Below are 22,944 nucleotides of genomic sequence, written 5' to 3' on the forward strand. Positions count from 1 at the left end.
AGCGGACGATCTGGTTCCCTCAGCCGTCCGCGCCGCCGTCGCCGCTGCTCCCGCTCCCGCTCCGGCGCGAACTACGGTTCGACGCACGCAGCAGTTCCCCCGCCAGCAGGGTCGCCCTCGAGACCCCCCGCGTCCAGCGCGGGCCGCCCCTGGCCGCCCACACGACGCAGACACAGCCGCCCACGGCCAGGAGGAGGACTGCGGACAGAAAGATGAGGATCACGCTCATCCCTTCGCTTCCCGACACGGCCGGTCGCTGCCGGCCCGGTCCGTGTCATCCTGCCCGATCCCCGCACGCCGACGGTCGCCCGTACCCGCCGACGGGGAGCGCAGGGCAACCCCCGACGAGAGCAGGAGCAGCGCGCCGAGCATCACGAAGGGCGCGGCGACGCCCGCGACGCCCGCGATCAGTCCCGCCGCGGCGGGCGCGGCGACCTGGCCGAGGCGGTTGCCGGTCAGCCGCAGGGCGAGGGCCGTCGAACGGGCCTCGTCGGGGGCGGCCTGGACGACCGTCGTCATGGACAGCGGCTGGCCGACGCCGAGGCAGAAGCCGAGCACGACCAGCATCAGCGCGAGCGCCCACACCGGCACCGGCAGCGCGACCCCGGCGCACAGCACGGCGGCCAGCAGACAGGTCACCGTGAGCAGCACGGTGCGGCCGAGCAGCCGCAGCAGGGGGGTCAGCACGAGCCGGCAGGCGATGGTGGCCGCCGCGCGCAGGCTGAGCAGGACGCCGATCACGGCCGGGGAGATGCCGCGGTGCTCGCCGACCACCGGCAGATAGGCGGTGAGGATGTCGGTCGCGGACAGCACCGACAGACTGATCAGGATGCCCGCCGGGACACCCCGGGCCCGCAGGATGCTGCCCACGGGGACGCGCGCGCCCCGCTCCTTGCCTGCCCCGGCGGTCCTCGGATGCTCTATGCGCCACAGGGAAGTGAAGGCGACCGCCGCGCCCGCGCCCGCCACCACCAGGGCCAGCGCGCTGCTGCCGGCCATGTCGGGGCCCCCGATCAGCGCGCCCGCGGCGATGGGGCCGATCAGCTGGCCGAGCGAGGCGCCGATGGTGAAGTGCCCGAAGTTGCGGTCCTGTTCGTGCGGCGCGGACTGGCGGGCGACCAGCGACTGGGCGCCGATGACGAAGCAGAGGTGGCCGAGGCCCATGACGCCGCTCCACAGGGCCATCGCCCACAGGGACCCGGCGACACCGCTGAGCGCGCAGCCGCCGGCGATGAGCACCACGCCGACGGGCAGCAGGGGAGCGCAGCGGCCGTGGTCGGTACGGCGGCCGAGCGGGACGGCGGCGAACAGCGGCAGCAGCGCGTACACACCGGCGATGACGCCGACCGCCCGTTCGTCCGCGCCCAGCGCGAGGGCCCGGTAGGAGACGGCGGGCCGTGCCATCGACACCGCCCCCTGCGCGAAGCCGAAGGCGATGACGAGGCGGAGCAGCCAGCCGCGGTTCCCACCGGGCCCCATGATCGTGTCCTTCCTGTACGACTCGCCGCGCAGCGGCCGCGGAAGCCGCTGCGATGATCAGATGATGCCGAACAGGATGCCCGCCGCGAGAATCACCAGGCTGGTCAGGACCGCCCACTTCACGACGAACCGCGTGTGGTCGCCGAACTCGACCTTCGCCATGCCGACCAGGACGTACACGGCCGGGACGAGCGGGCTGGACATGTGCAGCGGCTGGCCGACGATCGAGGCGCGGGCGATCTCCAGCGTCGACACGCCGTGCGCCTGCCCCGCCTCGGCGAGCACGGGCAGGACGCCGAAGTAGAAGCCGTCGTTGGACATGAAGTAGGTGAGCGGCAGGCTCAGCAGGCCGGTGACCAGGCCCATGTGCGGGCCCATCCCCTCGGGGATGGTGTCCACGAGCCAGTTGGCCATGTGGTCGACCATGCCGGTGCCGGTGAGGACGCCGGTGAAGACGGCGGCGGCGAAGACCATGCCGGAGACGTTGAGCACGTTGTCGGCGTGGGCGGCGATCCGGGCCTTCTGGTCCGGGATGTGCGGGAAGTTCACGGTGAGCGCCAGCGCGGCGCCGAGCAGGAAGAGCACCGGGATCGGCAGCAGCTCCATGATCATGGCGGTGAGCAGCGCGACCGTGAGGAGCGCGTTGAACCAGTACAGCTTGGGGCGCAGGGTGGGGCGGTTCGGGTCGAGGCCCTTGAAGTCGTCGTCCGGCGCCTCGTCCGCCGCGCCGGAGCCGCCGGAGCCGGCGGAACCCTGGGAGCGGTCCGCTCCGCCCGCGCCGCCACGACCGGCACCGGCCTTGGCACCCGCACCCGCACCCGCACCCGCACCGACCAGCACCGTCTCGGTCTCCGGCGCCGGTTCGCGCACCAGCGCCTCGTCCAGCGTCAGCGTACCCACGCGGCGGCGCTCGCGCAGACCGAGCACGTACGACAGGGCGACGACCGCGAGCAGTCCGACGGCCAGGGCCGGGATCATCGGGACGAAGATGTCGGTGGCGTCGACCTTGAGCGCGGTGGCGGCACGGGCGGTGGGGCCGCCCCAGGGCAGCGTGTTCATCACGCCGTTGGCCATCGCGGCGACGCCCGTCATCACGACCAGGCTCATCTTCAGCCGCTTGTACAGCGGATACATGGCCGAGACCGTGATCATGAAGGTGGTGGAGCCGTCGCCGTCGAGCGAGACGATCGCGGCGAGCAGTGCCGTACCGACGACGACGCGCATCGGGTCGGCCTTGCAGAACTTCAGGATGGCCCGGACGATCGGGTCGAAGAGCCCGACGTCGATCATCACCCCGAAGTAGACGATCGCGAACATGAGCATCGCCGCGGTGGGGGCGAGGCTGGACACGCCGTCGATGACGTAGTCGCCGAGGTGGGCGCCCTTGCCGACGAACACGCAGAACAGCGCGGGAATCAGCACGAGCGCCGCGATCGGCGACATCTTCTTCATCATGATCAGGACCAGGAAGGTCGCGATCATGGCGAAGCCGAGGATGGTCAGCATGTGTGAGTACCTAACGTTCGCCCTTGAACATTCCACCGGGGCAGGCGGTGCGAGCGACGTTAGGTGCCGTGAAGTCGCGTTAACAAGACGTTGACATGCGAGCAATAAGCGCAAAACTCCAGGTCAAGGCTTTGCTCAGGTCAGCGGGCGGTCACCGGGGTGAGCTTGACCGGTACGCCGTTGAGGACCGCGTTGCCGGAGAGCGGGTCGAGGAGACTGCCGTCGAGGAGCTGGTTGACGTTGACGCCGGGCTCGGTGGCGGCGTGGGCCTGGCGGGTGCCGGGGCGGTCGTGGCCCCAGCCGTGCGGGAGGCTGACCACGCCGGGCCGGACGGTGTCGGTGACCTCGGCGGGGACGGTCACCTCTCCCCCGGGGCCCTGGACGCGCACGGGCTGCGCGCCGCTTACGCCGAGCCGTCCGGCGTCGTCGGGATGCACGTGCAGGGTGCAGCGGTTGGAGCCGCCGGTGAGGGCCGGGATGTTGTGCATCCAGCTGTTGTTGGACCGGAGGTGGCGGCGGCCGACGAGGACGAGCCCGGCGGGGCGCTCGGCCAGGGCGTGCCGCAGGCGGGGCAGGTCGCCTGCGATCGGCTCCGGCAGCAGCTCCACCTTGCCGCTGCGGGTCTTCAGCGGCTGCGGCAGGCGGGGGCGCAGCGGGCCGAGGTCGATGCCGTGCGGGTGGGCGAGCAGGCGCTCCAGGGTCAGCCCGTCGGGCCGTGCGCCGAAGCCGTCGCCGTAGGGGCCGAGGCGCAGCATCAGGTCGAGCCGTCGCTCGGGGCCGTTCTCGCCGGTGAGCCGGGCGGTCAGGTCGCCGGGGTCGCGGCCGTGCACGGGTGAGTGCGGGTCGCGGACGGACTTGCCGAGGGTCTGCTCGATCACCATGGCGTCGACGGCGGCCGGGTCGGCGCCGTGCCTGCCGCTGACGGCCAGGGTCAGCCGGGCCAGGATCTCGGTCTCCGCCATGCGGCCGGGCTCCAGCGGGACGGCGGGGCGGGTGTAGCGGACCTGGTTGCGCACGGCGAGGGTGTTGAAGGCGAAGTCGTGGTGCGGGCTCTGCGCGGGCGGGGGCGGCGGCAGGACGACGTCGGCGTGGCGGGAGGTCTCGTTGAGGTAGGGGTCGACGCTGACCATGAAGTCGAGCGAGTCGAGCGCCTTGTCGAGCCGGTCGCCGTCGGGGGCGGACAGTACGGGGTTGGCGGCGATGGTGATCAGCGCGCGGACCGGCTCGCCGGCGGCGGCGTCGGCGGCGGGCGCGTCCGTGGCGGTGTCCGTGTCGGCGTCGGTGGCGGTGTCCGTGTCGGCGTCGGTGGCGGTGTCCGTGTCGGCGCCGGTGACGGTGTCCGTGTCGGCGCCGGTGACGGTGTCCGTGTCGGCGCCGGTGACGGTGTCGGTGGCGGTGTCGATCTCCTCCGCGAGGGCGGACAGCGGCAGTTCGCCCTTGGCCTCGGGGTGTCCGCTCACCCGGGAGCGCCAGCGGCCGAGCGCGAATCCGCGGCCGGGTCCGGCGGGGCGCGGGGTCCGGTCGGTGGCGGCCTGCGGGAAGAGGGCGCCGCCGGGCCGGTCGAGGTTGCCGGTGAGGATGTTGAGGACGTCCACGAGCCAGCTGGCGAGGGTGCCGTGCGGGACGGTGCAGCTGCCGATGCGGCCGTAGACGGCGCCGGTGCGGGCGGCGGCGAGTTCGCGGGCGAGGGCACGTGTCACACCGGCGTCCACGTCGCAGGCCGCGGCGACGGCCTCGGGAGTGAAGTCGCGTACGGCGTCGCGGACCTCGTCGGCCCCGATCACGTGCGGGGCGAGGTCGCCGAGGTCGACGAGGTCCTCTTCGTACAGGACGCGGGCCATCGCGGCGAGCAGCAGGGCGTCGGTGCCGGGCCGGATCGCCACGTGGCGGTCGGCGAGTTTCGCGGTGCGGGTGCGGCGCGGGTCGACGACGGTGAGGGTGCCGCCGCGGGCGCGCAGGGCCTTGAGCCGGCCGGGGAAGTCGGGGGCGGTGCACAGACTGCCGTTGGACTCCAGCGGGTTGGCGCCGATCAGCAGGAGGTGGTCGGTGTGGTCGAGGTCGGGCACCGGGATGGCGTTGGCGTCGCCGAAGAGCAGCCCGCTGGAGACGTGCTTGGGCATCTGGTCGACCGTGGAGGCGGTGAAGAGGCTGCGGGTGCCGAGGGCGGCGAGCAGGACGGGCGGGTAGAGGGCGCCGGCCACGGTGTGCACGTTGGGGTTGCCGAGGACGACGCCGACGGAGTGCGGTCCGTGCCGCTCGGCGACGGTGCGGATCCCGCCGGCGACGGCGTCGAAGGCCTCCTCCCAGGTGGCCTCGCGCAGTTCGCCGTCCCTGCGCACCAGGGGCGTGCGCAGCCGGTCGGGGTCGGAGTCGACGGCCCCGAAGGCGGCGCCCTTGGGGCAGATGAAGCCGTGGCTGAAGACGTCGTCGCGGTCGCCGCGGGCGGCGGTGACCTCGGTGCCGTCGATGGTGAGGGCCAGGCCGCAGGTGGCCTCGCACAGGGGGCAGATACGCAGGGCGGTGCGGGGCACGGGTCCTCCCGGAGGGCGGCGTCGCTCTTGCCGCGAGCATACCGACCGGTAGGCATGTTGGGGAGCCCTCTCGCGCACGGCCGCACGGCGCCGGTGCGGCCGGTGCGGCCGGTGCGTCAGTCCAGGACGCGCCCCAGATACGCCCGGAGCAGCTCCCGCGCCTCCTCGATGATCTTCGCGTCCCCGTCCGGCGCGACCCGGAAGGCGAGTTGGACGAGGGTGTCGGCGGTCTCCACGGCGACGAGGAAGACGCGGCGCAGATCGTCGTCGGGGCGGCGGCCGAGGTAGCCGGAGAGCAGCTCGGTGAGCCGCTCGGCGACGCGGTGGTTGGGGACGGTGGCCCGGTCGCCGACCGGGATCTGGTTGCCGAAGTCGATCAGGGAGAAGCCCGGGGCGGTCCGCTTCATCGCCAGGTACTCGTCGAGCACCGCGTCCAGGGCGCAGCGCCAACCGCCGTCGCCGGTCTCCGTGAGCCGTTCGGTCACGCGTTCCGCGTAGCGCTCCAGGTTGCGCTGGGCCAGCGCGTCGGCCATCTGCCGCTTGTTGCCGAAGAAGCGGTACACCGACCCGATGGGGACGTCCGCGCGCAGCGCCACGGCCCGGGTGCTCAGGGCGTCGTAGCCCACCTCGTCGAGGAGGTCGGCGCAGGCGTCGAGGATCCTGGTCAGCCGTTCGGCGCTGCGCCGCTGCACGGGGGCGCGGCGGAGCGGGGTCGCGTGGGACACGGTCCTCATGATGCCCTCACCGTGCCGTCGCGCGGGTGGGAACGGTCCGGCCCTCGATCTCCTCGGGCTCCGTCGCCTCCGTCGGCTCGGTGTCCGACGCCGTGATGTCCGCCGTGCTCTCGACGGGCTCGCCGTCGACGGCCCAGACGGTGTCGTCGTCGGCGTACAGCCGGACCGTGACCTGGTGGGTGCCGCGCGGGACCAGGTCTGCGGTGAGCCGGTACTCCGGGCCGCGCAGGCGGGTGAGGAGGTCGCCGTCGAGGAAGAGGTGGGCGACGCCGCGGCCGGGCACCGCCTCGGCCCCGGTGCCGTCCGGCGAGAACCTGAAGCCGCGGACGGTCAGGCGTACGTCCCAGCTGTCGTCGCTCTCGGGCTGCACCTCGATGCCGACCTCGGGGGCCCGTTCGGCGTCCACCTCGCGGTAGCGCCGGCCCTGCTCGTCGGTGGCGTCGAGCAGCCTGCCCGCCGAAGCGGCCGACTCCCCGGCCTCCGGTTCTCCGTCGTCTCCCGAGCCGCAGCCCGCGGACCCGGTCAACAACAGGACGCAGACCGCGAGCACGGCGAGCACTCCCCGCGTCCACGACATGACGCGAGACTAGAACACGGGTCCGACAGTCCGGATCCCCCGGGGGCCTGGTTCCGGTCATCCTTCAGGGGGAGGCGCGCGCCGGACGGGGAAGAACCGGGACGCACCGGGAAGACCCGCACGCCCTCTTGCGCAAGGGAAACCGCAATCCTACGGTGTGCCATAGGAATCGGGTTGCGAGGGAGCGATCAATGAGCGGGGACGCGCGGAAGACCGCGGAGGGGCTTGCCTATCTGTCCGGTTTCGGCAACGAGCACAGCTCGGAGGCGGTCGCGGGCGCACTGCCCGCGGGCCGGAACTCACCGCAGCGGGCGCCGCTCGGGCTGTACGCGGAGCAGTTGAGCGGTACGGCGTTCACCGAGCCCCGCGCCCACAACCGGCGTTCGTGGCTGTACCGGATCCGCCCCTCGGCCGCCCACCCGGCGTTCACCCGCGCGGGCAACGGCGCGATCCGCACGGCGCCCTTCGCCCAGGCCGTGCCGGACCCGAACCGGCTGCGCTGGAACCCGCTGCCGGAGCCGCCGGCCGGGACGGACTTCGTCGCGGGCCTGTGGACGCTCGGCGGCAACGGCGACGCGACCCAGCGCACCGGCATGGCGGTGCACCTGTACCACGCGACCGCCTCCATGGAGCGCGTGTTCAGCGACTCCGACGGCGAGCTGCTGATCGTCCCGGAGCGCGGCGGCCTGCTGCTGCGCACCGAGTTCGGGCTGCTGCACGCCGAGCCGGGCCACGTGGCGCTGATCCCGCGCGGGGTGCGTTTCCGGGTGGAGCTGCTGGACGCCGACGCCCGCGGCTACGTCTGCGAGAACTACGGCGCACCCTTCCAGCTGCCGGACCTCGGCCCGATCGGCGCCAACGGCCTGGCGAACGCGCGGGACTTCATGGCGCCGGTCGCCGCCTACGAGGACGACGGGGACACGCCGGGCCCGGTGGAGGTGGTGAACAAGTTCTGCGGCAACCTCTGGACGGCCGAGTACGACCACTCCCCCCTGGACGTCGTCGCCTGGCACGGCAACCACGTGCCGTACGTCTACGACCTGCGCCGCTTCAACGTCATCGGCACCATCTCGTACGACCACCCGGACCCGTCCATCTTCACTGTGCTCACCTCCCCGTCGGACACCCCGGGCCTCGCGGGCGTCGACTTCGTGGTCTTCGCGCCGCGCTGGCTGGTGGGCGAGGACACCTTCCGGCCGCCGTACTTCCACCGGAACGTGATGAGCGAGTACATGGGCCTGATCGAGGGCGCCTACGACGCGAAGGCGGAGGGCTTCGTGCCGGGCGGCGGTTCGCTGCACAACATGATGTCGGCGCACGGTCCGGACCGGGAGACCTTCGACCGGGCGAGCGCCGCCGAGCTGAAGCCGCAGCGCATCGACGACGGCCTGGCGTTCATGTTCGAGACCAGGTGGCCGGTGACCCTCACCCCCCAGGCGGCCCGCGCCGAGCACCTGCAGGCCCGCTACGACGACGTCTGGCAGGGCCTGGAGCGTCACTTCCGCCCCTTGCACTGAGGTTTCCCTACCGGTACGGATGGCCCGTGACCTCCTTCGCCCCGGACTCCATCGTCCTGAACCGCAAGCTGCCGCTGTGGTACCAGGTGTCGCAGTCGCTGCGCGCCTCGATACTCGGCCGCTCGCCCCGGGACCCGCTGCGGCTGCCCACCGAGGAGCAGTTGGCCGGTCACTACGGGGTGAGCGTGCTGACCATGCGGCAGGCGCTGAAGGAGCTGGAGGACGAGGGGCTGATCACCCGGCACCGCCGGCGCGGCACCTTCATCGAGCCGGACGCCCGGCGGGGCGCCCCGGTGCGGCTGCTGGGCTCGGTGGACGCGATCGTGGCGCAGCAGTCCGGCATGAAGGCCGAACTGCTGGGCCACGGCACGGTGCCGGTGCCGCCCGAGGTCGCGGAGTACTTCCCCGAGTCCGTGGAGGTGGGGACGTACCACCGGCTGCGCTGCGACGAGACGACGGGCGAGCCCACCAACCACGCCCGCAACTACGTCCGCCCCGAGCTGGCCGCCCGCATCGACGTGGACGACCTCGCCCGATGGCCGATGACCAAGGTGCTGCGGGACGTGGTGGGGATGGACATCAGCCGGATCACGGACACCGTGGAGGCCCGGCTCGCGGACCCGGAGACGGCCCGGCTGCTCGAAGTCCCGCTGCTCAGCCCGATCCTGCACTACACGGGCATCACCTACGACACCACGGGCAGGGTGCTGGACGTGGCGGTCATCCACTACCGGGGCGACCGGTTCTCCTTCACGGTCACCCTGGACGCCACATGAGGCCGCGCCCTCCCGTCGTACGATGCCGGGCGTGACGCACGACGACGCTCCGCCGCTGGCGGACCTCATGCCGTGGTCCGTCGCACCGCCACGGCTCGGCCGGGGGTGGCCGACGGCGCCCGACGCGGCGTCCCTGAAGGCCCGCTGGGACGCGCTGGTGAAGGCCGAGGGAGCCGACCGCGAGGCCCTGTTCGAGCCGACCCGCTCCCGTACCCCGCGCACGGCGGTCGGGCGGCTGCCCGGCGGCGCCGGGGGCACCGAGCGGCTGGCGCGTGCCTCGGGGCCGTGCCCGGAGCCGCTGCGGGTGCTGCGCGCGCCCTTCGACGAGCAGTGGCTGATTCCCGACCACCGGCTGATCGACGCGGCCCGCCCGGAGCTGTGGCGGGTGGCGGACGAGCGGCAGGTGTTCGTCGTGGAGGTGCCCGAGGCCGCCGGCCCGCCGCTGCTGCTCGCCGGCTCCCGGCTGCCGCTGTTCGGCCCCGCCCGGATCCGTCCGCTGTACCGCAGGCCCGGCGGCGCCGAGCCCAACCTGGCCCCCGGCCTCCTGGACTACCTCGCCGCCCGGCTCGGGCGGCCGGTCGCGCCGCCGGACGTGCTGGCCTGGTCGGTCGCGGCCGTGCGGCCCGGCGGGAGGGTCCCGTTCACCGCGGACCCCGAGCTGTGGGAGCGGGGCGTCGACCTGGGGCGGCGCGCGCTGTGGCTGATGCTGCGCGACGGCGAACGCCCCAAGCTCCCCGGCGGCCGCCGCCCGTACGTCCGCGCCCCGCTGCCGGCGCGCCCGCTGACCCTGCGCTACGACCCCGACGACGAGGTCCTGCACCTGGACGAGGGCCGCGTCTCCCCCGTACCGCCCGGCGCCTGGGAGTTCGAGGTGGGCGGGGTCCGGGTGCTGGAGCAGTGGTTCGCGGCCCGCACCGCCGAGGGCGAGCCGGGCACGCTGGCGGCGATCCGCCCGGCCACCTGGCCGCAGACCTGGACGTCCGAGCTGCTGGAGCTGATCACGGTCCTCGCGCTGCTCGCCGAAGTGCGCTCCGGGTACGCGGAGTCGGCGGTGACGGCGGAGATCACCGGGGCGGAGCTGCGCGAGGCGGGCGTGCTGCCGGTGCCTCCGACGGCCCGCCGGCCGGCCTCCGTGCTGGACGGTCCGGAGGAGGGCCCGGAGGGACAGCTGGCGCTGCTGTAGCACGCCCGGTGGCGAGCGGCGAGCGCGCCGGTGGACGCCACCGTCGGGCGGGGAGACGGCGGACCGAGGGCCAGGAACTCGACGGGGCTGCGGGTCTACGGGTCTACGGGTCTACGGGTCTACGGGTCAGGCGTACGGGAGACGCCCGCGCTCGGGAACACACCGGGGCGCCGCTGCGTGCCGTGGGGACGACGGACGAGTGCGCGGCGCCGCGCCGGGGCGGTGTGGCCTCCGGAGCGCGGGCCTCAGTTGCCGCCGAACAGCGAGCGGCGCAGTCGGCGCAGTGGCGCGAACAGCGAGACCCGGCGCACCCTGGCGCCCCTGCTGCTGCGCTTGTGCGCGGGCTCACGCGCGGTCAGCTCACGCATCAGCGACGTCGCCTCGACGGTCTCCCGCTGTGGGAGGGCAGGCCCTCCGAGCACCGCGAGATGGCGGTCGAGACGCGAGCTGCTCGCGCTGCTCTTGCAGGTGATCGCAGGCACCCTTGCCCTGCTGCGCACCGTTATCTGTTCCATGTCACTCCCCACCCGTACGAGTCCACCCGGCCCGGGCAGGGTAACCCTATCGCCCCGGTACGGGATGCGTGTATCGCGGTCACAGGATTCACCTTCCCCGTAAGGGGGTTGACGATTACTCTCCGAATCCGACAGATTCCAGGGTGAGTTGGACAACAGGGCTGCTCGTCGGCCGGGCCGACCCCCCTCCGGGCTCGACGGTCACCGCGAGTGACGTCGCGGACCGGTTCAGACCGGACGCGATCAGGGGCGTGTCGCCGTCCAGAAGCCCGAGGGAGCGCGGCCCGGCGCCGGGGCGCATGAGCCACAGTTGGTGCACGCGGTCGCCCGACGGCTCGCCGTATCCGCTCAGGGTGACCACCGCGCGCCCCTCGGCGGCGGAGGCGACCACTCCGATGCCGCGGCCGCGGTCGTCCCTGTCGCTCGCCGCGCGGGCGTCCGGAGCCGCGAGAACGTGGGCGATCTCACGTGCCCGGTCCCGCGCCGTGTCCAGCTCGTCCCGGGTCCGGTCGGCCTGCACGGCGAAGAGCGAGGCGACCACGAGCGCCGCGGCGGCCGTCACCGTGGCGAACGGCACCAGCAGGGGACGCGGCCGGACCGCACGGGACCGCTGCGGCGTCCGGCCCCCCTCCCAAACATGGGCGGGCAGCCGGAGCGCGGGGCCGCGTCCGGCCGCGGGCTCCTGCGGGGTGGTGCGTACGGCGGCCAGGACCCGTTCGCGCAGGGCGGCCGGTGCCGGGGCGGCCGTGGACCAGGCCAGCCGGACGGCGTCCTCGGACAGGGCACGCACCTCGGCGGCGCAGTGGCCGCAGCCCTCCAAGTGCCTTTCGAAGCGGACCCGTTCGGCGCCCTCCAGGGCGTCCAGGGCGTAGGGGGCGGCGAGGGAGTGCAGGTCGCCGCGGCGGAACAGCCGGCCCAGGACGCTCACGCGGTACCTCCGAGGCAGTCGCGCAGGCGGCCCAGTCCGTCCCGCATCCGCGTCTTCACCGTGCCCAGCGGCAGGGAGAGGCGTTCGGCCACCTCCCGGTAGGTGTAGCCGTCGTAGTAGGCGAGGGTGACCGACTGGCGTTGCAGGGCGGTCAGCCGGTCGAGGCAGCGGCGCACCCACTCGCGTTCGAGACCCGCCTCGACCTCCTCGGAGACCTGGTCGAAGGCGGGGTGGTGGGCGCGCCGGGCCTCGCGCCGCTCGCGTTCGCCGGCCGCGCGGGCGCTGCGCACCCGGTCGACGGCTCGGCGGTGGGCGACGGTGAGGATCCACGACAGGGCGCTGCCACGGCGCGGGTCGAACCGCGCCGCGGACCGCCAGAGTTCGAGCAGCACCTCCTGCGCCACCTCCTCCGACTGCGCGGGGTCGCGCACCACCCGCCGTACGAGTCCGAAGACCGGGCCCGAGACCAGCCCGTACAGCTCCTCGAAGGCCTTCTGGTCGCCGTCCGCCACGAGCGTCAGCAGCTCGTCCGCCTCCACCCCGTCCCCCTCTCCGCGGGCCGTTCCCGGCCCGCCCGCGTCAGCGAGGGCGCGCACGGCGGCACGCCCTTCGCAGGGGTTACGGATCCGCGGCCCGAAATCGCCAGTCGACCGGGGAGGCAATCAATTCTGGGGCCGTACCAATCCTTCCCCGGGGGTGCTCCGAATGCCGGTGCGTCAGGTAACCAGGCACTCAGGCACAGAGGACGGACCGCATGACACCTCTCTCCGGATTCTCAGGTATCCCAGGAAGCGGCTCGGGTCGCCGGCGCCTGGCCACGCTGGTCTGCGGCGCGCTGGCCGCCGGGGGGCTCACCGCGGCCGGCGTGACCGCGCTGGAACCGCGTGCGGCGTCCGCCTCCAGCCACCGGGAGGCCCCGCTGGTGTCGGGGACCCCGCAGTACGACAACACGGATCTGTACGCCTTCGTGAGCCCGGACCGGCCGGACACCACGACGCTCGTCGCGAACTGGATCCCGTTCGAGGAACCGGCCGGCGGGCCGAACTTCTTCACCTTCGCCGAGGACGCCCAGTACGACCTGCACGTCGACAAGGACGGCGACGCGCTCGGCGACCTGCTGTTCCGGTACACGTTCACCACGCACACGAAGAACGACAAGTCGTTCCTCTACAACACGGGCACCGTCACCAGCCTCGACGACCCGGACCTCAACATCACGCAGACCTACGACATCGAGCTGATCGAGCTGCACGGCGGAAAGGAGTCGTCCCGGAAGACGATCGCGCACGACGTGCCGGTGGCGCCGTCGAACGTCGGCAAGGCGTCGATGCCGGACTACGGCGCCCTGCGCGACCAGGCCGTCCACGAACTGGACGACGGGACGAAGACGTTCGCCGGTCAGGCCGACGACCCCTTCTTCCTGGACCTCAGGGTCTTCGACCTGCTGTACGGCGGGAACCTGTCGGAGGTCGGCAACGACACCCTCAAGGGCTACAACGTCAACTCGATCGCCCTCCAGGTCCCGACCGACATGATCGTGGAGTCGGCGGAGCAGCCGGTGGTCGGCATCTGGTCGACGACCCGGCGCGAGAACGCCCAGGGCGAGTTCACGCAGGTGTCCCGGCTCGGGAACCCCCTGGTGAACGAGGTGGTCAATCCGCTGAAGGACAAGGACACCTTCAACGCGTCCGCGCCCGCGGACGACGCGCAGTTCCTCCAGAACGTCACCAACCCCGAACTGCCGAAGCTCATCGAGGCGATCTACGACATCAAGGCCCCGGCCGAGCCCCGCGACGACCTCGTGGACGTGTTCCTCAAGGGCGTGCCGGATCTCAACCAGCCGCCCCACGTCACGCCCTCGGAGCAACTGCGCCTCAACACCTCGGTCGAACCGGCCGCCGACCCCAAGCGCCTCGGTGTCCTCGACGGCGACAATGCGGGCTTCCCCAACGGACGCCGGCTGACCGACGACGTGATCGACGCCGCGCTCCAGGTCGTCGAGGGCGAGCTGGTGGGTGCCGCGAACGACCTGGGCGACGCGGTCGACGCCAACGACAAGGAGTTCGGGGCCGCGTTCCCGTACGTGGCGAACCCGACGGAGGGCTCGCGCGGTCCGCTCGCCGACGGCACGGGCGGCGGCAACGACGTGCGCAACCAGCTCGGTGACGCGCTGCGCCCGGCCGGCTCCGGCGACACGACCCTCATCGCCGCCTCGGCGGGGGTCGGAGCCGTCGGGATTCTGCTGATCGGCGGCGCGGTGGCGTGGTGGCGCCGCATGCGCGGCCGCGCGTACTGACCGGCCGCACCGCTGCTCCCACCCTTCACTCAGACCCCCGACCTACCGCTGCTCGCACCTTCACGCAGACCGCCCGACCTGAGGAGAGGCATGTCCTCGCACGGCAACGACAACGAGCCACGGAGCGAGCCGCCCGGCCCGGCCGCCACCACCCCACGCCCGCCCGACGCCGACCCGGCTCCCGGCCTTGGGGACGTACCGCCCGGTGCCGGAGGGGACGCGGCGCGGATCGTCGCCGTGCGGCGGTTCGCGGCGGCGGCACGCAGGTGGCGGGGGCTCCAGGTCACCGGGTGCGCCGTCCTGCTGGCCGTGGCGCTCAGCGCGGGGGCCGTCGCGGTCGGCGGCGCCCGGGAGGGAGCCGGCGCCGTGCCGGGCGGCGCACCCGCGGGCCGGCCGGGAGCGGCGCGCGAGGCCGGGCCCGACGTGGGGATCCCCGCGCTGGAGGCCCGGCTCCGGGACCAGCCCCGCGACTTCGAGGGCTGGGCGGCCCTGGGGCTGGCCCACATCGAGCTGGCCCGCACCGACGGCGACCCCTCGCGCTATCCGCGGGCCGAGCGGGCGCTGAAGCGGTCCCTGGAGCTGAAGCCGGGCAACGACCAAGCGCTGGCGGGGCGCGCCGCTCTCGCCGCCGCCCGGCACGACTTCGGCACGGCGCTGGCGTACGCCGACCGCGCGCTGGCGGCGAACCCCTACAACGAGCGGGCCCTGTGCTCCCGTGTCGACGCCCTCGTCGAACTGGGCCGCTACGACGACGCGGCCCGCGCCGCCGACACCGCCGACACCCGGCGCCCGGGCGTCCCCGTCTTCACCCGGTACGCGTACGTCCGCGAACTGCGCGGCGAGACGGACACCGCGCGGAAGGTGCTGGAGCGGGCGCTCTCCGCCGCCTCCGCCCCGGCCGACGTGGCCTACGTCGCCACGCAGCTGGGCCACCTCGCCCGCAGGCAGGGCGACCGGCCGGCCGCCTTGCGCCACTACGCCCGCGCCCTCGCCGCCGACGACACGTACCTGCCCGCTCTGGAGGGCCGGGCCAGGGCCAGGGCCGCGAGCGGCGACCGGGACGGTGCGGTCGGCGACCTGGAGCGCGTGGTCGCCCGCGCCCCGCTGCCGGGTCCGCTCGTCGCGCTCGGCGAGCTGTACGAGGCGCGCGGCGAACCGGCGAAGGCGCGCGAGCAGTACGCCCTCGTCGACGCGTGGACGGCGCTCGCCCGGGCCGGCGGTGTCGAGGCCGGCCTGGACACCGCCCTCGCCGCCGCCGACCACGGCGACCGGAAGGCCGCCCTGCGCGCGGCCCGCGCCGAGTGGGACCGCCGCCGCACCGTGCACACGGCCGACGCCGTGGCCTGGGCGCTGCACGTCAACGGCCTCGACCGGGAGGCCCTGCCGTACGCCCGCCGGGCCGTCGCCACGGGGTACCGCGACGCCTCGTTCCTCTACCACTTGGGCGTGATCGAGCGCGCGGTGGGACGGGACGGGGACGCGCGCCGCCATCTCTCGGCGGCGCTCGGCCTCGACCCGGGCTTCTCGCCGCTCGGCGCCCGGGAGGCGCGCAGGGCGCTGAAGGAACTGGAGGCGGCTCGTTGACGCCCCGCGGTCTCCTCACGCGCGGCGCCGCCGCCCTCACCGCCGCGTGCGCCCTGGTCCTCCTCGCCCCGGCGGGCGCGAGCGCGCATCCGCTCGGCAACTTCACCGTCAACCGCTACGACGGTCTGGTCGCCGCCCCCGGTCAGCTCCGCGTCGACCACGTCGAGGACCTCGCCGAGATCCCGGCGACCCAGGCGGGCCCCGACCTCGAGCGGCTCGGTCCGGCCGAGTGGGCCCGGCGGCGCTGCGAGCGGGCGGGCCTCGACAGCCGCCTCACCGTGGACGGCCGCGGCGTCGCCCTCACCACCCGGCACAGCGGCGTGCGCGTGCGGCCCGGGCAGGCCGGGCTCGACACCCTGCGGCTGGAGTGCCGGTTCACGGCACCGCTGCCCGACTCCGGTCCGGTGAGCGTCGGCTTCCGTGCGGCCGGCGCCTCGGCGGGCCCCGGCTGGCGGGAGATCACCGCGCGCGGCGACCGCACGACGCTCACCGCGTCGGACGTGCCGCGGGAGTCGGCCTCACGCGAACTGACCCGCTATCCGCGGGAGTCACTGTCCTCCCCGGCCGACACGGCGAGCGCGTCGCTGCGGGTCCGGCCCGGCGGTCCCGCTCTGGACCGGGACCGGCAGGACGCCCCCGCCGCCTCCGTCCTGCCCCGCGGCGCGGACCGGTGGACCCGCGCGCTGGACTCCCTGGTCGCCCGCCGGCACCTCACCCTCGGCTTCGCCGCCCTCGCCCTGGTCGTCGCGGTAGCCCTCGGCGCCGGGCACGCGCTCGCACCGGGCCACGGCAAGACGCTGATGGCGGCGACGGCGGCCGCTCGGGGTGGCGGGGCCCGGCTGAAGGACGTCCTCCCGATGGCGGCCTCGGTCACGGTCACCCACACCCTGGGCGTGGTCGCCCTCGGCGCCCTGGTCACCGCGGGTTCCGCGGCCACGCCGTCGGTCGTCGCGTGGCTCGGTGTCGCCGGCGGCGTCCTGGTCACGCTGGCGGGCGCGAGCCTCGTACGCCGCGCACTGCGCAACCGGGCGCACGGCCGTACGCACGCGCACGCGGACCACCACCGTCACGACCACGGTCACGGTCACGACAGCCACAGCCACGGGCACGGGCACCATCACCCCCACGAACACGGCCCGCACACCCACACCCACCCCGTCTCCCCCACCCTGCGCGGCACGATCCTCCTCGGCTTCGCGGGCGGGCTCGTGCCCAGTCCGTCCGCCGTGGTGGTGCTCGTGGGCGCGGCCGCCGTCGGCCACGCCTGGTTCGGGCTGCTGCTCGTGGTCGCGTACGGCCTCGGGCTCGCCCTCACCCTGACCGCCGCCGGGGTCGCGGTCGTCCGGCTCGGCGGCGGCCTGAGCCGGCTGCTGACGCGGCGCCCGCGGTGGACGTCCGGCCCGCTGGCGGGCATGGTGCGCCGGGCCACCCCGCTCGGATCGGCGTGCCTGGTGGTGGTCATCGGGGCCGGATTGGTGTTCAGGGGGGCGGCATCCGCACTCGGCTGAGCTACTTTGGGAGGTACGCGGCGGACAGCCGGGCCCGTTCCCGGGACGTGTCCGCGCGAGACGTCTATAGGGGGCGCCGGTGTTCGAGGAACCCGGCGGTGAGCGCGTGATCGCCGGCCGCTACCGCCTCCTGTCCCCTCTCGGCGAGGGCGGCATGGGCACGGTGTGGCGCGCCCGCGACGAGGTACTGAACCGCGAGGTCGCCGTCAAGGAGGTGCGCGCCCCCTCCGGGCTGCCGGAGAGCGACGTGCGGCGGATGTACGCCCGGCTGGAGCGCGAGGCGTGGGCCGCGGCCCGCGTCGCCCACCACAACGTCGTCACGGTGTACGACGTGGCCACCGACGGCGACCGGCCCTGGATCGTGATGGAGCTGGTCCGCGGGCTGTCCCTGGCCGACCTGCTGGACGCCGAGGGTCCGTTGGAGCCGGGGCGGGCCGCGCAGATCGGTGCCGAGGTGCTGGCCGCGCTGCGGGCCGCGCACGCGGCCGGGGTGCTGCACCGGGACGTGAAGCCGGCCAACGTGCTGCTGTCGAACGACGGCCGGGTGGTGCTCACCGACTTCGGCATCGCCCGGGTCGAGGGCAGCTCCGCGCTGACCATGACCGGCGAGGTCATCGGCTCGCCCGAGTTCCTCGCCCCGGAACGGGCGCTGGGCCGCACCCCCGGTCCCGAGTCCGACCTGTGGTCGCTGGGCGTGCTGCTGTACGCGGCGGTCGAGGGCGCCTCGCCGTTCCGCCAGGACACTCCGCTGAGCACCCTGCGCGCCATCGTGGACGAGGAGTTGCCGCCGCCGTACCGGGCGGGTGCGCTCGGGCCCGTCATCGAGGGGCTGCTGCGCAAGGACCCGGCCGAGCGGCTCCCGGCGGAACGCGCCGAGCGGGAACTGCGGCTGGTGGGCGCCGGGGGCACCCCCGCGTCGGATCAGGCCGCGTACGGCGCCGCGCCGGCGGACGGGTACGCCACGACCGTCGCGGGGCGCCAGGACGCGGGGGCCGCTCCGACTCCCCCGCTGCCGGGACCGGCGACGGCGGGCACGACCGGAACGAGCCCGTCCGCGGACCGGAACCGGCGCGCGCGTGCCGTACTGATCGCCGGAGTGGCCGTGCTCGCGCTGGCGGCGGCCGGGCTGACGTACGGGCTGCTCAACCGCTCGGACGGCGGTGACGGGACGGAGGGCTCGGACGGCGGCGGGGGCTCTTCGGCCAGTGCCCCCGCGACGGGACCGGGCGAGAGTGCCGAGCCGAGCCCGTCGCAGTCGTCGGAGTCGGAGTCGGATTCGGAGTCGGAGGACGACGGTTCGGAGAGCGGTACGCCCCCGCAGTCGGTGAAGGTGTCCGTGGCGGGCTCGCACCCCGACTACTCGGGCACCTGTCCCCCGCCGCGCGACCGGGCGCCCGCCTTCACGGCGACGTTCACGGTGGGGCGGCTGCCCGCGGAGGTCGGCTACCGCTGGGTCACGGACGACGGTTCGGTCTCCGACCCGGGGTGGCGGACGCTGTCCTTCCCCGCGGACGGCGACCGCTCGGGCGAGGACACCGTCGTGGTGACGACGCGCGAGGACAGCGGTGCGTTCGAGGGCGCCGTGCGGGTGGAGGTGCGCTCCCCGGTGCGGGCCACGTCGAACGCCGTGGCGTTCTCCGTGACCTGCGAGACCGGGACGGAGACGGAGACCCCGCCGGACGGGGCCTCCCCCTCCTCTTCCGCTTCGGGTCAGGCGGCGCCGTTGAGGACCGGCAGGTAACCGCCCGACTGACCGGCCGCGGTCGGGTGGTACGACTCGCCGATGTTCAGCCAGTTGACGCTGTGCAGCCACGAGGCGCCGGAGCACAGCTCGTGACCGGTGAAGGTGGTGCGGACGTCGCCGAAGGTGAAGCCGTGGTCGGCGGCGCGCTTGGCGATGGCGGTGTTGAGGTAGTCGGAGGCTTCGTTGATCGCCTTCCGCTTGGTCTCGGAGAGGCCGATGCAGGAGGTACCGAGCTTGTAGAAGCGCGGGTAGCCGATGACGACGACGTCGGCGTTGGGGGCCTTGGCGCTGATCGCCGAGTAGACGCTGTCGAGGTTGCCGGGCAGCGTCGAGTCGACGTAGGCCTTCGCGGTGGCGATCCGCGAGAGGCAGGTGCTGTCGGACTGGAGCACGCAGGTCGTCATGACGTCGGCGAAGCCCGCGTCGTTGCCGCCGATGCTGATCGAGACGAGGCCGGTGGCCGTGGAGAGCGGGCCGAGTTGTCCGGAGAGAACTTCACTCGTTCGGGCGCCCGAGCAGGCCGTGAAGTCGAAGGTCGTGGGGGAGTTGGCGGCCGCCCAGAGGTACGGGTGGGCCTTGGTGCTGCGCTTGCAGTCGCCGCTGGAGCTGATGTAGCTGCCCGCTCCGACCCCGGAGGAGTAGGAGTCGCCGAGGGCCACATAGCCCCCGGCCGCGGTGGGTTGGGCCGCCTGGGCGGTCGCGGCCCCGATGAGGGCGGCGCCGGCGGCGAGGAGGACGGAACTCAGGAAGCCGACAAGTCGGAGACGTCTCATGGAACCTCCTTTAGCAGGATCTCTGCCGTAACCGTCGTAACAGTGACGCGCGTTGACTGGAAGTGTTCATGCCAAGAAATGGCTGACAGTCATTCAAAATCGGACGAAAGCCAGTGGGAACGTCAGTGCGCCCTTGACGCTCCGAGCCGGGCTGGGCCAGATTGAGGCGCGAAGAACAGATGACGGCAAAACAACAAAAACGTGAGACCTGCTTCCAGGTCTTGCCATACGGTTTCAACCGTCAATAACGTCATACATCTCCCGCATCGGTACGTCGGCAAGCGGCTCAGGGGAGGGCTCGAGGCCGCGGCGCACCGGGGCGGGATGCGCGGTAGGGGGGTGCCGTGCTCGGTGACCGCATCGGTGACCGGGCCGTGCCGCGCGGTCGGCTGCCGTTTTTCTCGCGGCGCCGACAAGCTTTGCCAGCTCATCTGGCACGCACGGAGTAGCACTTCGTCGCGCGCCGGCTGGGCGAGAACCCCCCTTTCGAACCGGATACAGAGCCGGACCGCCCCTGGGGCGGGCGGTCCGCCGGACGAGAGGGACCAGACTCATGAGCTCAGTTCTGCAGCCGGCTTCGACGGGCAACGATCCGTCGGCCGACCCGACACCAGCCGGAAAGTACCGGCCCGTCTCCTCGCACCTGGCGATAGCGCCGCCGGTGAGCGTGGTCATACCCGCCATGAACGAGGCGGAGAACCTTCCCTACGTCTTCAAGACGCTGCCCGACTGGGTCCACGAGGTCGTCCTCGTGGACGGCAATTCCACCGACAACACCATCGAGGTCGCCCGGGAGCTGTGGCCGGACGTCAAGGTCGTCGAGCAGCGCGGCAAGGGCAAGGGGGACGCGCTGATCACCGGCTTCAAGGCGTGCACCGGAGACATCATCGTGATGGTCGACGCCGACGGCTCGGCCGACGGCCAGGAGATCGTCTCCTACGTCTCCGCGCTCGTCTCCGGCGCCGACTTCGCCAAGGGCTCCCGCTTCGCCAACGGCGGTGGCACCGACGACATGACCTTCATCCGCAAGCTCGGCAACCGCGCCCTGTGCGCGGTGGTCAACCGGAAGTTCGGCGCCCGCTACACCGACCTCTGCTACGGCTACAACGCGTTCTGGCGGCACTGCCTGGACAAGATCGACCTCGACTGCACCGGCTTCGAGGTGGAGACCCTGATGAACATCAGGGTGGTCAAGGCCGGCCTGAAGGTCCAGGAGATTCCCAGCCACGAGTACCTGCGCATCCACGGCGTCAGCAACCTGCGCGCGGTGCGGGACGGGTTGCGGGTGCTCAGAGTCATCCTCGACGAGCGCTCCAACCGCCGTGCGCTGCGCGGCCGTACGCGCTCGGCGAGGCTCGGCCCGGTCGGTTCCGTCACCGCCGTCGCTCCGGCGACCCCCGTGAGCCCGGTGGCACCCGCCCGCGGGAAGGCGTCTTGAGCGGTAGCCGCGCCTCGCTCACGGTCTCCGTGGTGATCTGCGTCTACACCGAGGACCGCTGGGAGGACATCCTCGCGGCGGTCGGCTCGGTGCGGGCGCAGTCCCACCCGGCCCGGGAGACGCTGCTGGTCGTCGACCACAACGAGGCGCTCCGGGACCGGCTGCTCAAGGAATACGAGGAGTACACGGAACGACGGGAGGTGCGGGTGCTCGCCAACGCGGGCCCCCGCGGCCTGTCCGCCGGGCGCAACACCGGCATCGCCGCCTCGTGCGGCGAGGTGATCGCCTTCCTCGACGACGACGCCGTGGCCGAACGCGACTGGCTGCGGCACCTCGCCGAGGGGTACGCCGACCCGGCGGTCGTCGCCGTCGGCGGGCGCACGGTGCCGATCTGGGCGTCGGGGCGCCGGCCGGTCTGGTTCCCCGAGGAGTTCGACTGGGTGGTGGGCTGCACGTACCGCGGCCTGCCGCCCGGCCGGGTCCGGGTGCGCAACGTGCTGGGCGGCAACGCCTCCTTCCGGCGCGAGGCGTTCGACGCGGCGGGCGGCTTCGCCACCGGCATCGGACGGGACGGCGACAAGCGCCCGCTGGGCTGCGAGGAGACCGAGCTGTGCATCCGGCTCTCCCGCGCCCGGCCCGACGCCGTCCTGCTGATCGACGACCGGGCGGTGATCCACCACCGGGTGCCCGCGGCTCGCGAGCACTTCGGCTACTTCCGCACCCGCGCCTACGCCGAGGGCCTGTCCAAGGCCCTGGTGGCGCGCAGCGTCGGCGCGGACAAGGGCCTGGAGTCCGAACGCCGGTACACCACCCGGGTACTGCCGGCCGGGGTGGCGCGCGGGCTGCGCGACGCCGTGCTGGCCCGGCCGGGCGGCGCGGGCCGGGCGGGCGCGATCGTCGCCGGCCTGCTCACGGCGGCGGGCGGTTACGTGGTGGGGAGCCTGCGCGCCCGCCGGGGCGGGGCCACGTTCTCGGTGGCGCCGCTCGCTCCCGCCGAGGGGGGCGCGCATGGCTGAGGACGCGGACGCGCGCGTACCGGTGCTCATGTACCACGCGGTCGCCGCCGAACCCAACGACGCCACCCGCGCCCTGTCGGTGACCCCGGAGGCCTTCGCGGAGCAGATGGCGGCGATCGCCGACCGGGGCCTGACCCCCATCGGCACGGCGGAGCTGGCCGCCGCCTGGCGCTCGGGGCGTCCGCTACCGCGACGGCCCGTCCTGATCACCTTCGACGACGGCTACGAGGGCGTCCACCGGCACGCCCTGCCCGCCCTGGCCAAGCACGGCTTCCCGGCCACCCTGTTCGTCTCCACCGGCTGGCTGCGCGGCCCGTACGACGCCGGGGGCGCCCTGGACACCATGCTCGACTGGGACCAGGTCCGCGAACTGGCCGCGGCCGGCGTGGAGATCGGAGGGCACAGCCACACGCATCCGCAGCTCGACCAGCTCGGCGAGGAGCGGCTGCGGTTCGAGCTGATCCACTGCAAGGAGATCGTCGCCGACCAACTGGGCACCGTACCGGCCTCGTTCGCCTACCCGTACGGGTACTCGGACCGCCGGGTGCGGCGGGCGGTGCGGGAGACGGGGTACGCGCAGGCGCTCGCCGTCGGCAACGGCCTGGCCCGCCGCGCCCAGGGGCCGTACGCCCTGCGGCGGGTCACCGTGCGCCGCCGCACGGGGCTCGACGAGTTCGCCCGGCTGGTCGAGGGCCGCGAGATCGCCCGGACCTTCGCCGGGGACCGCGTCCTCACCAAGGGGTACGCCGTGCTCCGCAGGACGCGGCAGGCGCGCGGGCGGGTGCTGGGGGCCGGTGCCTGAACCACCGACCGCCCGCACGGCCGACCGTCCGCACCGC

Annotated in this window: 19 protein-coding genes; 10 read left to right on the top strand and 9 right to left on the bottom strand. The window is 73.8% G+C overall.

What is annotated here, in order from left to right:
- Positions 1-225: 225 nt before the first annotated feature.
- The 5 genes from ACGF3J_RS33630 to ACGF3J_RS33650 form a co-directional block, all read right to left on the bottom strand.
- The gene (locus ACGF3J_RS33630; protein WP_161331077.1) at positions 226-1,479 is read right to left on the bottom strand and encodes an MFS transporter; all 1,254 of its coding nucleotides are present in this window, start codon (positions 1,477-1,479) and stop codon (positions 226-228) included.
- A gap of 57 nt (positions 1,480-1,536) precedes the next feature.
- Positions 1,537-2,985, bottom strand: coding sequence for a CitMHS family transporter (locus tag ACGF3J_RS33635; RefSeq protein ID WP_161331076.1), 1,449 nt, complete (start codon positions 2,983-2,985; stop codon positions 1,537-1,539).
- A 140-nt stretch (positions 2,986-3,125) separates the two neighbouring features.
- Entirely contained in the window at positions 3,126-5,516 is a 2,391-nt protein-coding gene (locus tag ACGF3J_RS33640; protein WP_393855530.1) for a molybdopterin-dependent oxidoreductase, read from the bottom strand.
- 116 nt (positions 5,517-5,632) lie between these two features.
- Positions 5,633-6,250, bottom strand: coding sequence for a TetR/AcrR family transcriptional regulator (locus ACGF3J_RS33645; protein ID WP_161331074.1), 618 nt, complete (start codon positions 6,248-6,250; stop codon positions 5,633-5,635).
- Positions 6,251-6,257: 7 nt separating this feature from the next.
- A complete protein-coding gene (locus ACGF3J_RS33650; protein WP_161331073.1) occupies positions 6,258-6,827 on the bottom strand; it encodes a hypothetical protein in 570 nt (189 codons plus the stop codon).
- A 191-nt stretch (positions 6,828-7,018) separates the two neighbouring features.
- On the opposite strand from ACGF3J_RS33650, the gene hmgA reads away from it, so the two are divergent.
- The 3 genes from hmgA to ACGF3J_RS33665 are packed head-to-tail and all read left to right on the top strand — an operon-like array spanning position 7,019 to position 10,303.
- Positions 7,019-8,344 (top strand): homogentisate 1,2-dioxygenase, encoded by a 1,326-nt coding sequence (gene hmgA, locus ACGF3J_RS33655; protein WP_161331072.1) that lies wholly within the window; start codon positions 7,019-7,021, stop codon positions 8,342-8,344.
- A 26-nt stretch (positions 8,345-8,370) separates the two neighbouring features.
- A complete protein-coding gene (locus ACGF3J_RS33660) occupies positions 8,371-9,120 on the top strand; it encodes a GntR family transcriptional regulator (RefSeq protein WP_161331071.1) in 750 nt (249 codons plus the stop codon).
- Positions 9,121-9,142: 22 nt separating this feature from the next.
- A complete protein-coding gene (locus tag ACGF3J_RS33665) occupies positions 9,143-10,303 on the top strand; it encodes a type ISP restriction/modification enzyme (RefSeq protein ID WP_393855531.1) in 1,161 nt (386 codons plus the stop codon).
- 245 nt (positions 10,304-10,548) lie between these two features.
- Here the strand turns inward: ACGF3J_RS33665 and ACGF3J_RS33670 are convergent, their stop codons facing one another.
- The 3 genes from ACGF3J_RS33670 to ACGF3J_RS33680 all read right to left on the bottom strand — a co-directional run bounded on the left by ACGF3J_RS33670 (position 10,549) and on the right by ACGF3J_RS33680 (position 12,285).
- Positions 10,549-10,818, bottom strand: a complete 270-nt coding sequence (locus tag ACGF3J_RS33670; protein ID WP_064727101.1) for a hypothetical protein — start codon at positions 10,816-10,818, stop codon at positions 10,549-10,551.
- Between the two features lie 115 nt (positions 10,819-10,933).
- The gene (locus ACGF3J_RS33675; protein ID WP_161331279.1) at positions 10,934-11,746 is read right to left on the bottom strand and encodes an anti-sigma factor domain-containing protein; all 813 of its coding nucleotides are present in this window, start codon (positions 11,744-11,746) and stop codon (positions 10,934-10,936) included.
- Positions 11,743-12,285, bottom strand: coding sequence for a sigma-70 family RNA polymerase sigma factor (locus ACGF3J_RS33680; protein WP_122617384.1), 543 nt, complete (start codon positions 12,283-12,285; stop codon positions 11,743-11,745). Before ACGF3J_RS33680 ends, ACGF3J_RS33675 begins: the two co-directional genes overlap by 4 nt.
- Positions 12,286-12,500: 215 nt before the next feature.
- Between ACGF3J_RS33680 and ACGF3J_RS33685 the strand changes: the two genes are divergently transcribed.
- The 4 genes from ACGF3J_RS33685 to ACGF3J_RS33700 all read left to right on the top strand — a co-directional run bounded on the left by ACGF3J_RS33685 (position 12,501) and on the right by ACGF3J_RS33700 (position 18,875).
- Positions 12,501-14,042 (top strand): DUF4331 domain-containing protein, encoded by a 1,542-nt coding sequence (locus tag ACGF3J_RS33685; protein ID WP_161328873.1) that lies wholly within the window; start codon positions 12,501-12,503, stop codon positions 14,040-14,042.
- 90 nt (positions 14,043-14,132) lie between these two features.
- A complete protein-coding gene (locus ACGF3J_RS33690) occupies positions 14,133-15,626 on the top strand; it encodes a tetratricopeptide repeat protein (protein ID WP_393855532.1) in 1,494 nt (497 codons plus the stop codon).
- Entirely contained in the window at positions 15,623-17,134 is a 1,512-nt protein-coding gene (locus ACGF3J_RS33695) for a sulfite exporter TauE/SafE family protein (RefSeq protein WP_161327779.1), read from the top strand. The genes ACGF3J_RS33690 and ACGF3J_RS33695 overlap by 4 nt, the downstream gene beginning before the upstream one ends.
- Positions 17,135-17,213: 79 nt before the next feature.
- Positions 17,214-18,875, top strand: coding sequence for a serine/threonine-protein kinase (locus ACGF3J_RS33700; RefSeq protein WP_161327778.1), 1,662 nt, complete (start codon positions 17,214-17,216; stop codon positions 18,873-18,875).
- Here ACGF3J_RS33700 and ACGF3J_RS33705 read toward each other — a convergent pair.
- Positions 18,845-19,651, bottom strand: coding sequence for an SGNH/GDSL hydrolase family protein (locus tag ACGF3J_RS33705; RefSeq protein ID WP_393855533.1), 807 nt, complete (start codon positions 19,649-19,651; stop codon positions 18,845-18,847). The genes ACGF3J_RS33700 and ACGF3J_RS33705 overlap by 31 nt on opposite strands.
- Positions 19,652-20,204: 553 nt before the next feature.
- On the opposite strand from ACGF3J_RS33705, the gene ACGF3J_RS33710 reads away from it, so the two are divergent.
- From ACGF3J_RS33710 to ACGF3J_RS33720, 3 genes are read left to right on the top strand one after another with little or no spacing between them, the layout of a single operon-like run.
- Positions 20,205-21,089 carry a glycosyltransferase family 2 protein gene (locus ACGF3J_RS33710; RefSeq protein WP_237552424.1) on the top strand — a complete coding sequence of 295 codons (885 nt, stop codon included), beginning with the start codon at positions 20,205-20,207 and terminating at the stop codon, positions 21,087-21,089.
- Positions 21,086-22,105, top strand: coding sequence for a glycosyltransferase family 2 protein (locus tag ACGF3J_RS33715; protein WP_393855534.1), 1,020 nt, complete (start codon positions 21,086-21,088; stop codon positions 22,103-22,105). The genes ACGF3J_RS33710 and ACGF3J_RS33715 overlap by 4 nt, the downstream gene beginning before the upstream one ends.
- Complete coding sequence (locus ACGF3J_RS33720) at positions 22,098-22,907, top strand: polysaccharide deacetylase family protein (protein ID WP_161332802.1); 810 nt, start codon at positions 22,098-22,100, stop codon at positions 22,905-22,907. Before ACGF3J_RS33715 ends, ACGF3J_RS33720 begins: the two co-directional genes overlap by 8 nt.
- Positions 22,908-22,944 lie beyond the last annotated feature (37 nt).

Source organism: Streptomyces sp. NPDC048171 (assembly GCF_043202655.1).
Lineage (GTDB): Bacteria > Actinomycetota > Actinomycetes > Streptomycetales > Streptomycetaceae > Streptomyces.

Excerpts from the sequence above, each read along its gene's own strand:
- ACGF3J_RS33630 (WP_161331077.1), bottom strand. The coding sequence starts at position 1,479 with ATGGGGCCCGGTGGGAACCGCGGCTGGCTGCTCCGCCTCGTCATCGCC.
- ACGF3J_RS33635 (WP_161331076.1), bottom strand. The coding sequence starts at position 2,985 with ATGCTGACCATCCTCGGCTTCGCCATGATCGCGACCTTCCTGGTCCTG.
- ACGF3J_RS33645 (WP_161331074.1), bottom strand. The coding sequence starts at position 6,250 with ATGAGGACCGTGTCCCACGCGACCCCGCTCCGCCGCGCCCCCGTGCAG.
- ACGF3J_RS33650 (WP_161331073.1), bottom strand. The coding sequence starts at position 6,827 with ATGTCGTGGACGCGGGGAGTGCTCGCCGTGCTCGCGGTCTGCGTCCTG.
- hmgA (WP_161331072.1), top strand. The coding sequence starts at position 7,019 with ATGAGCGGGGACGCGCGGAAGACCGCGGAGGGGCTTGCCTATCTGTCC.
- ACGF3J_RS33665 (WP_393855531.1), top strand. The coding sequence starts at position 9,143 with ATGCCGGGCGTGACGCACGACGACGCTCCGCCGCTGGCGGACCTCATG.
- ACGF3J_RS33670 (WP_064727101.1), bottom strand. The coding sequence starts at position 10,818 with ATGGAACAGATAACGGTGCGCAGCAGGGCAAGGGTGCCTGCGATCACC.
- ACGF3J_RS33685 (WP_161328873.1), top strand. The coding sequence starts at position 12,501 with ATGACACCTCTCTCCGGATTCTCAGGTATCCCAGGAAGCGGCTCGGGT.
- ACGF3J_RS33690 (WP_393855532.1), top strand. The coding sequence starts at position 14,133 with ATGTCCTCGCACGGCAACGACAACGAGCCACGGAGCGAGCCGCCCGGC.
- ACGF3J_RS33705 (WP_393855533.1), bottom strand. The coding sequence starts at position 19,651 with ATGAGACGTCTCCGACTTGTCGGCTTCCTGAGTTCCGTCCTCCTCGCC.
- ACGF3J_RS33710 (WP_237552424.1), top strand. The coding sequence starts at position 20,205 with ATGAGCTCAGTTCTGCAGCCGGCTTCGACGGGCAACGATCCGTCGGCC.
- ACGF3J_RS33720 (WP_161332802.1), top strand. The coding sequence starts at position 22,098 with ATGGCTGAGGACGCGGACGCGCGCGTACCGGTGCTCATGTACCACGCG.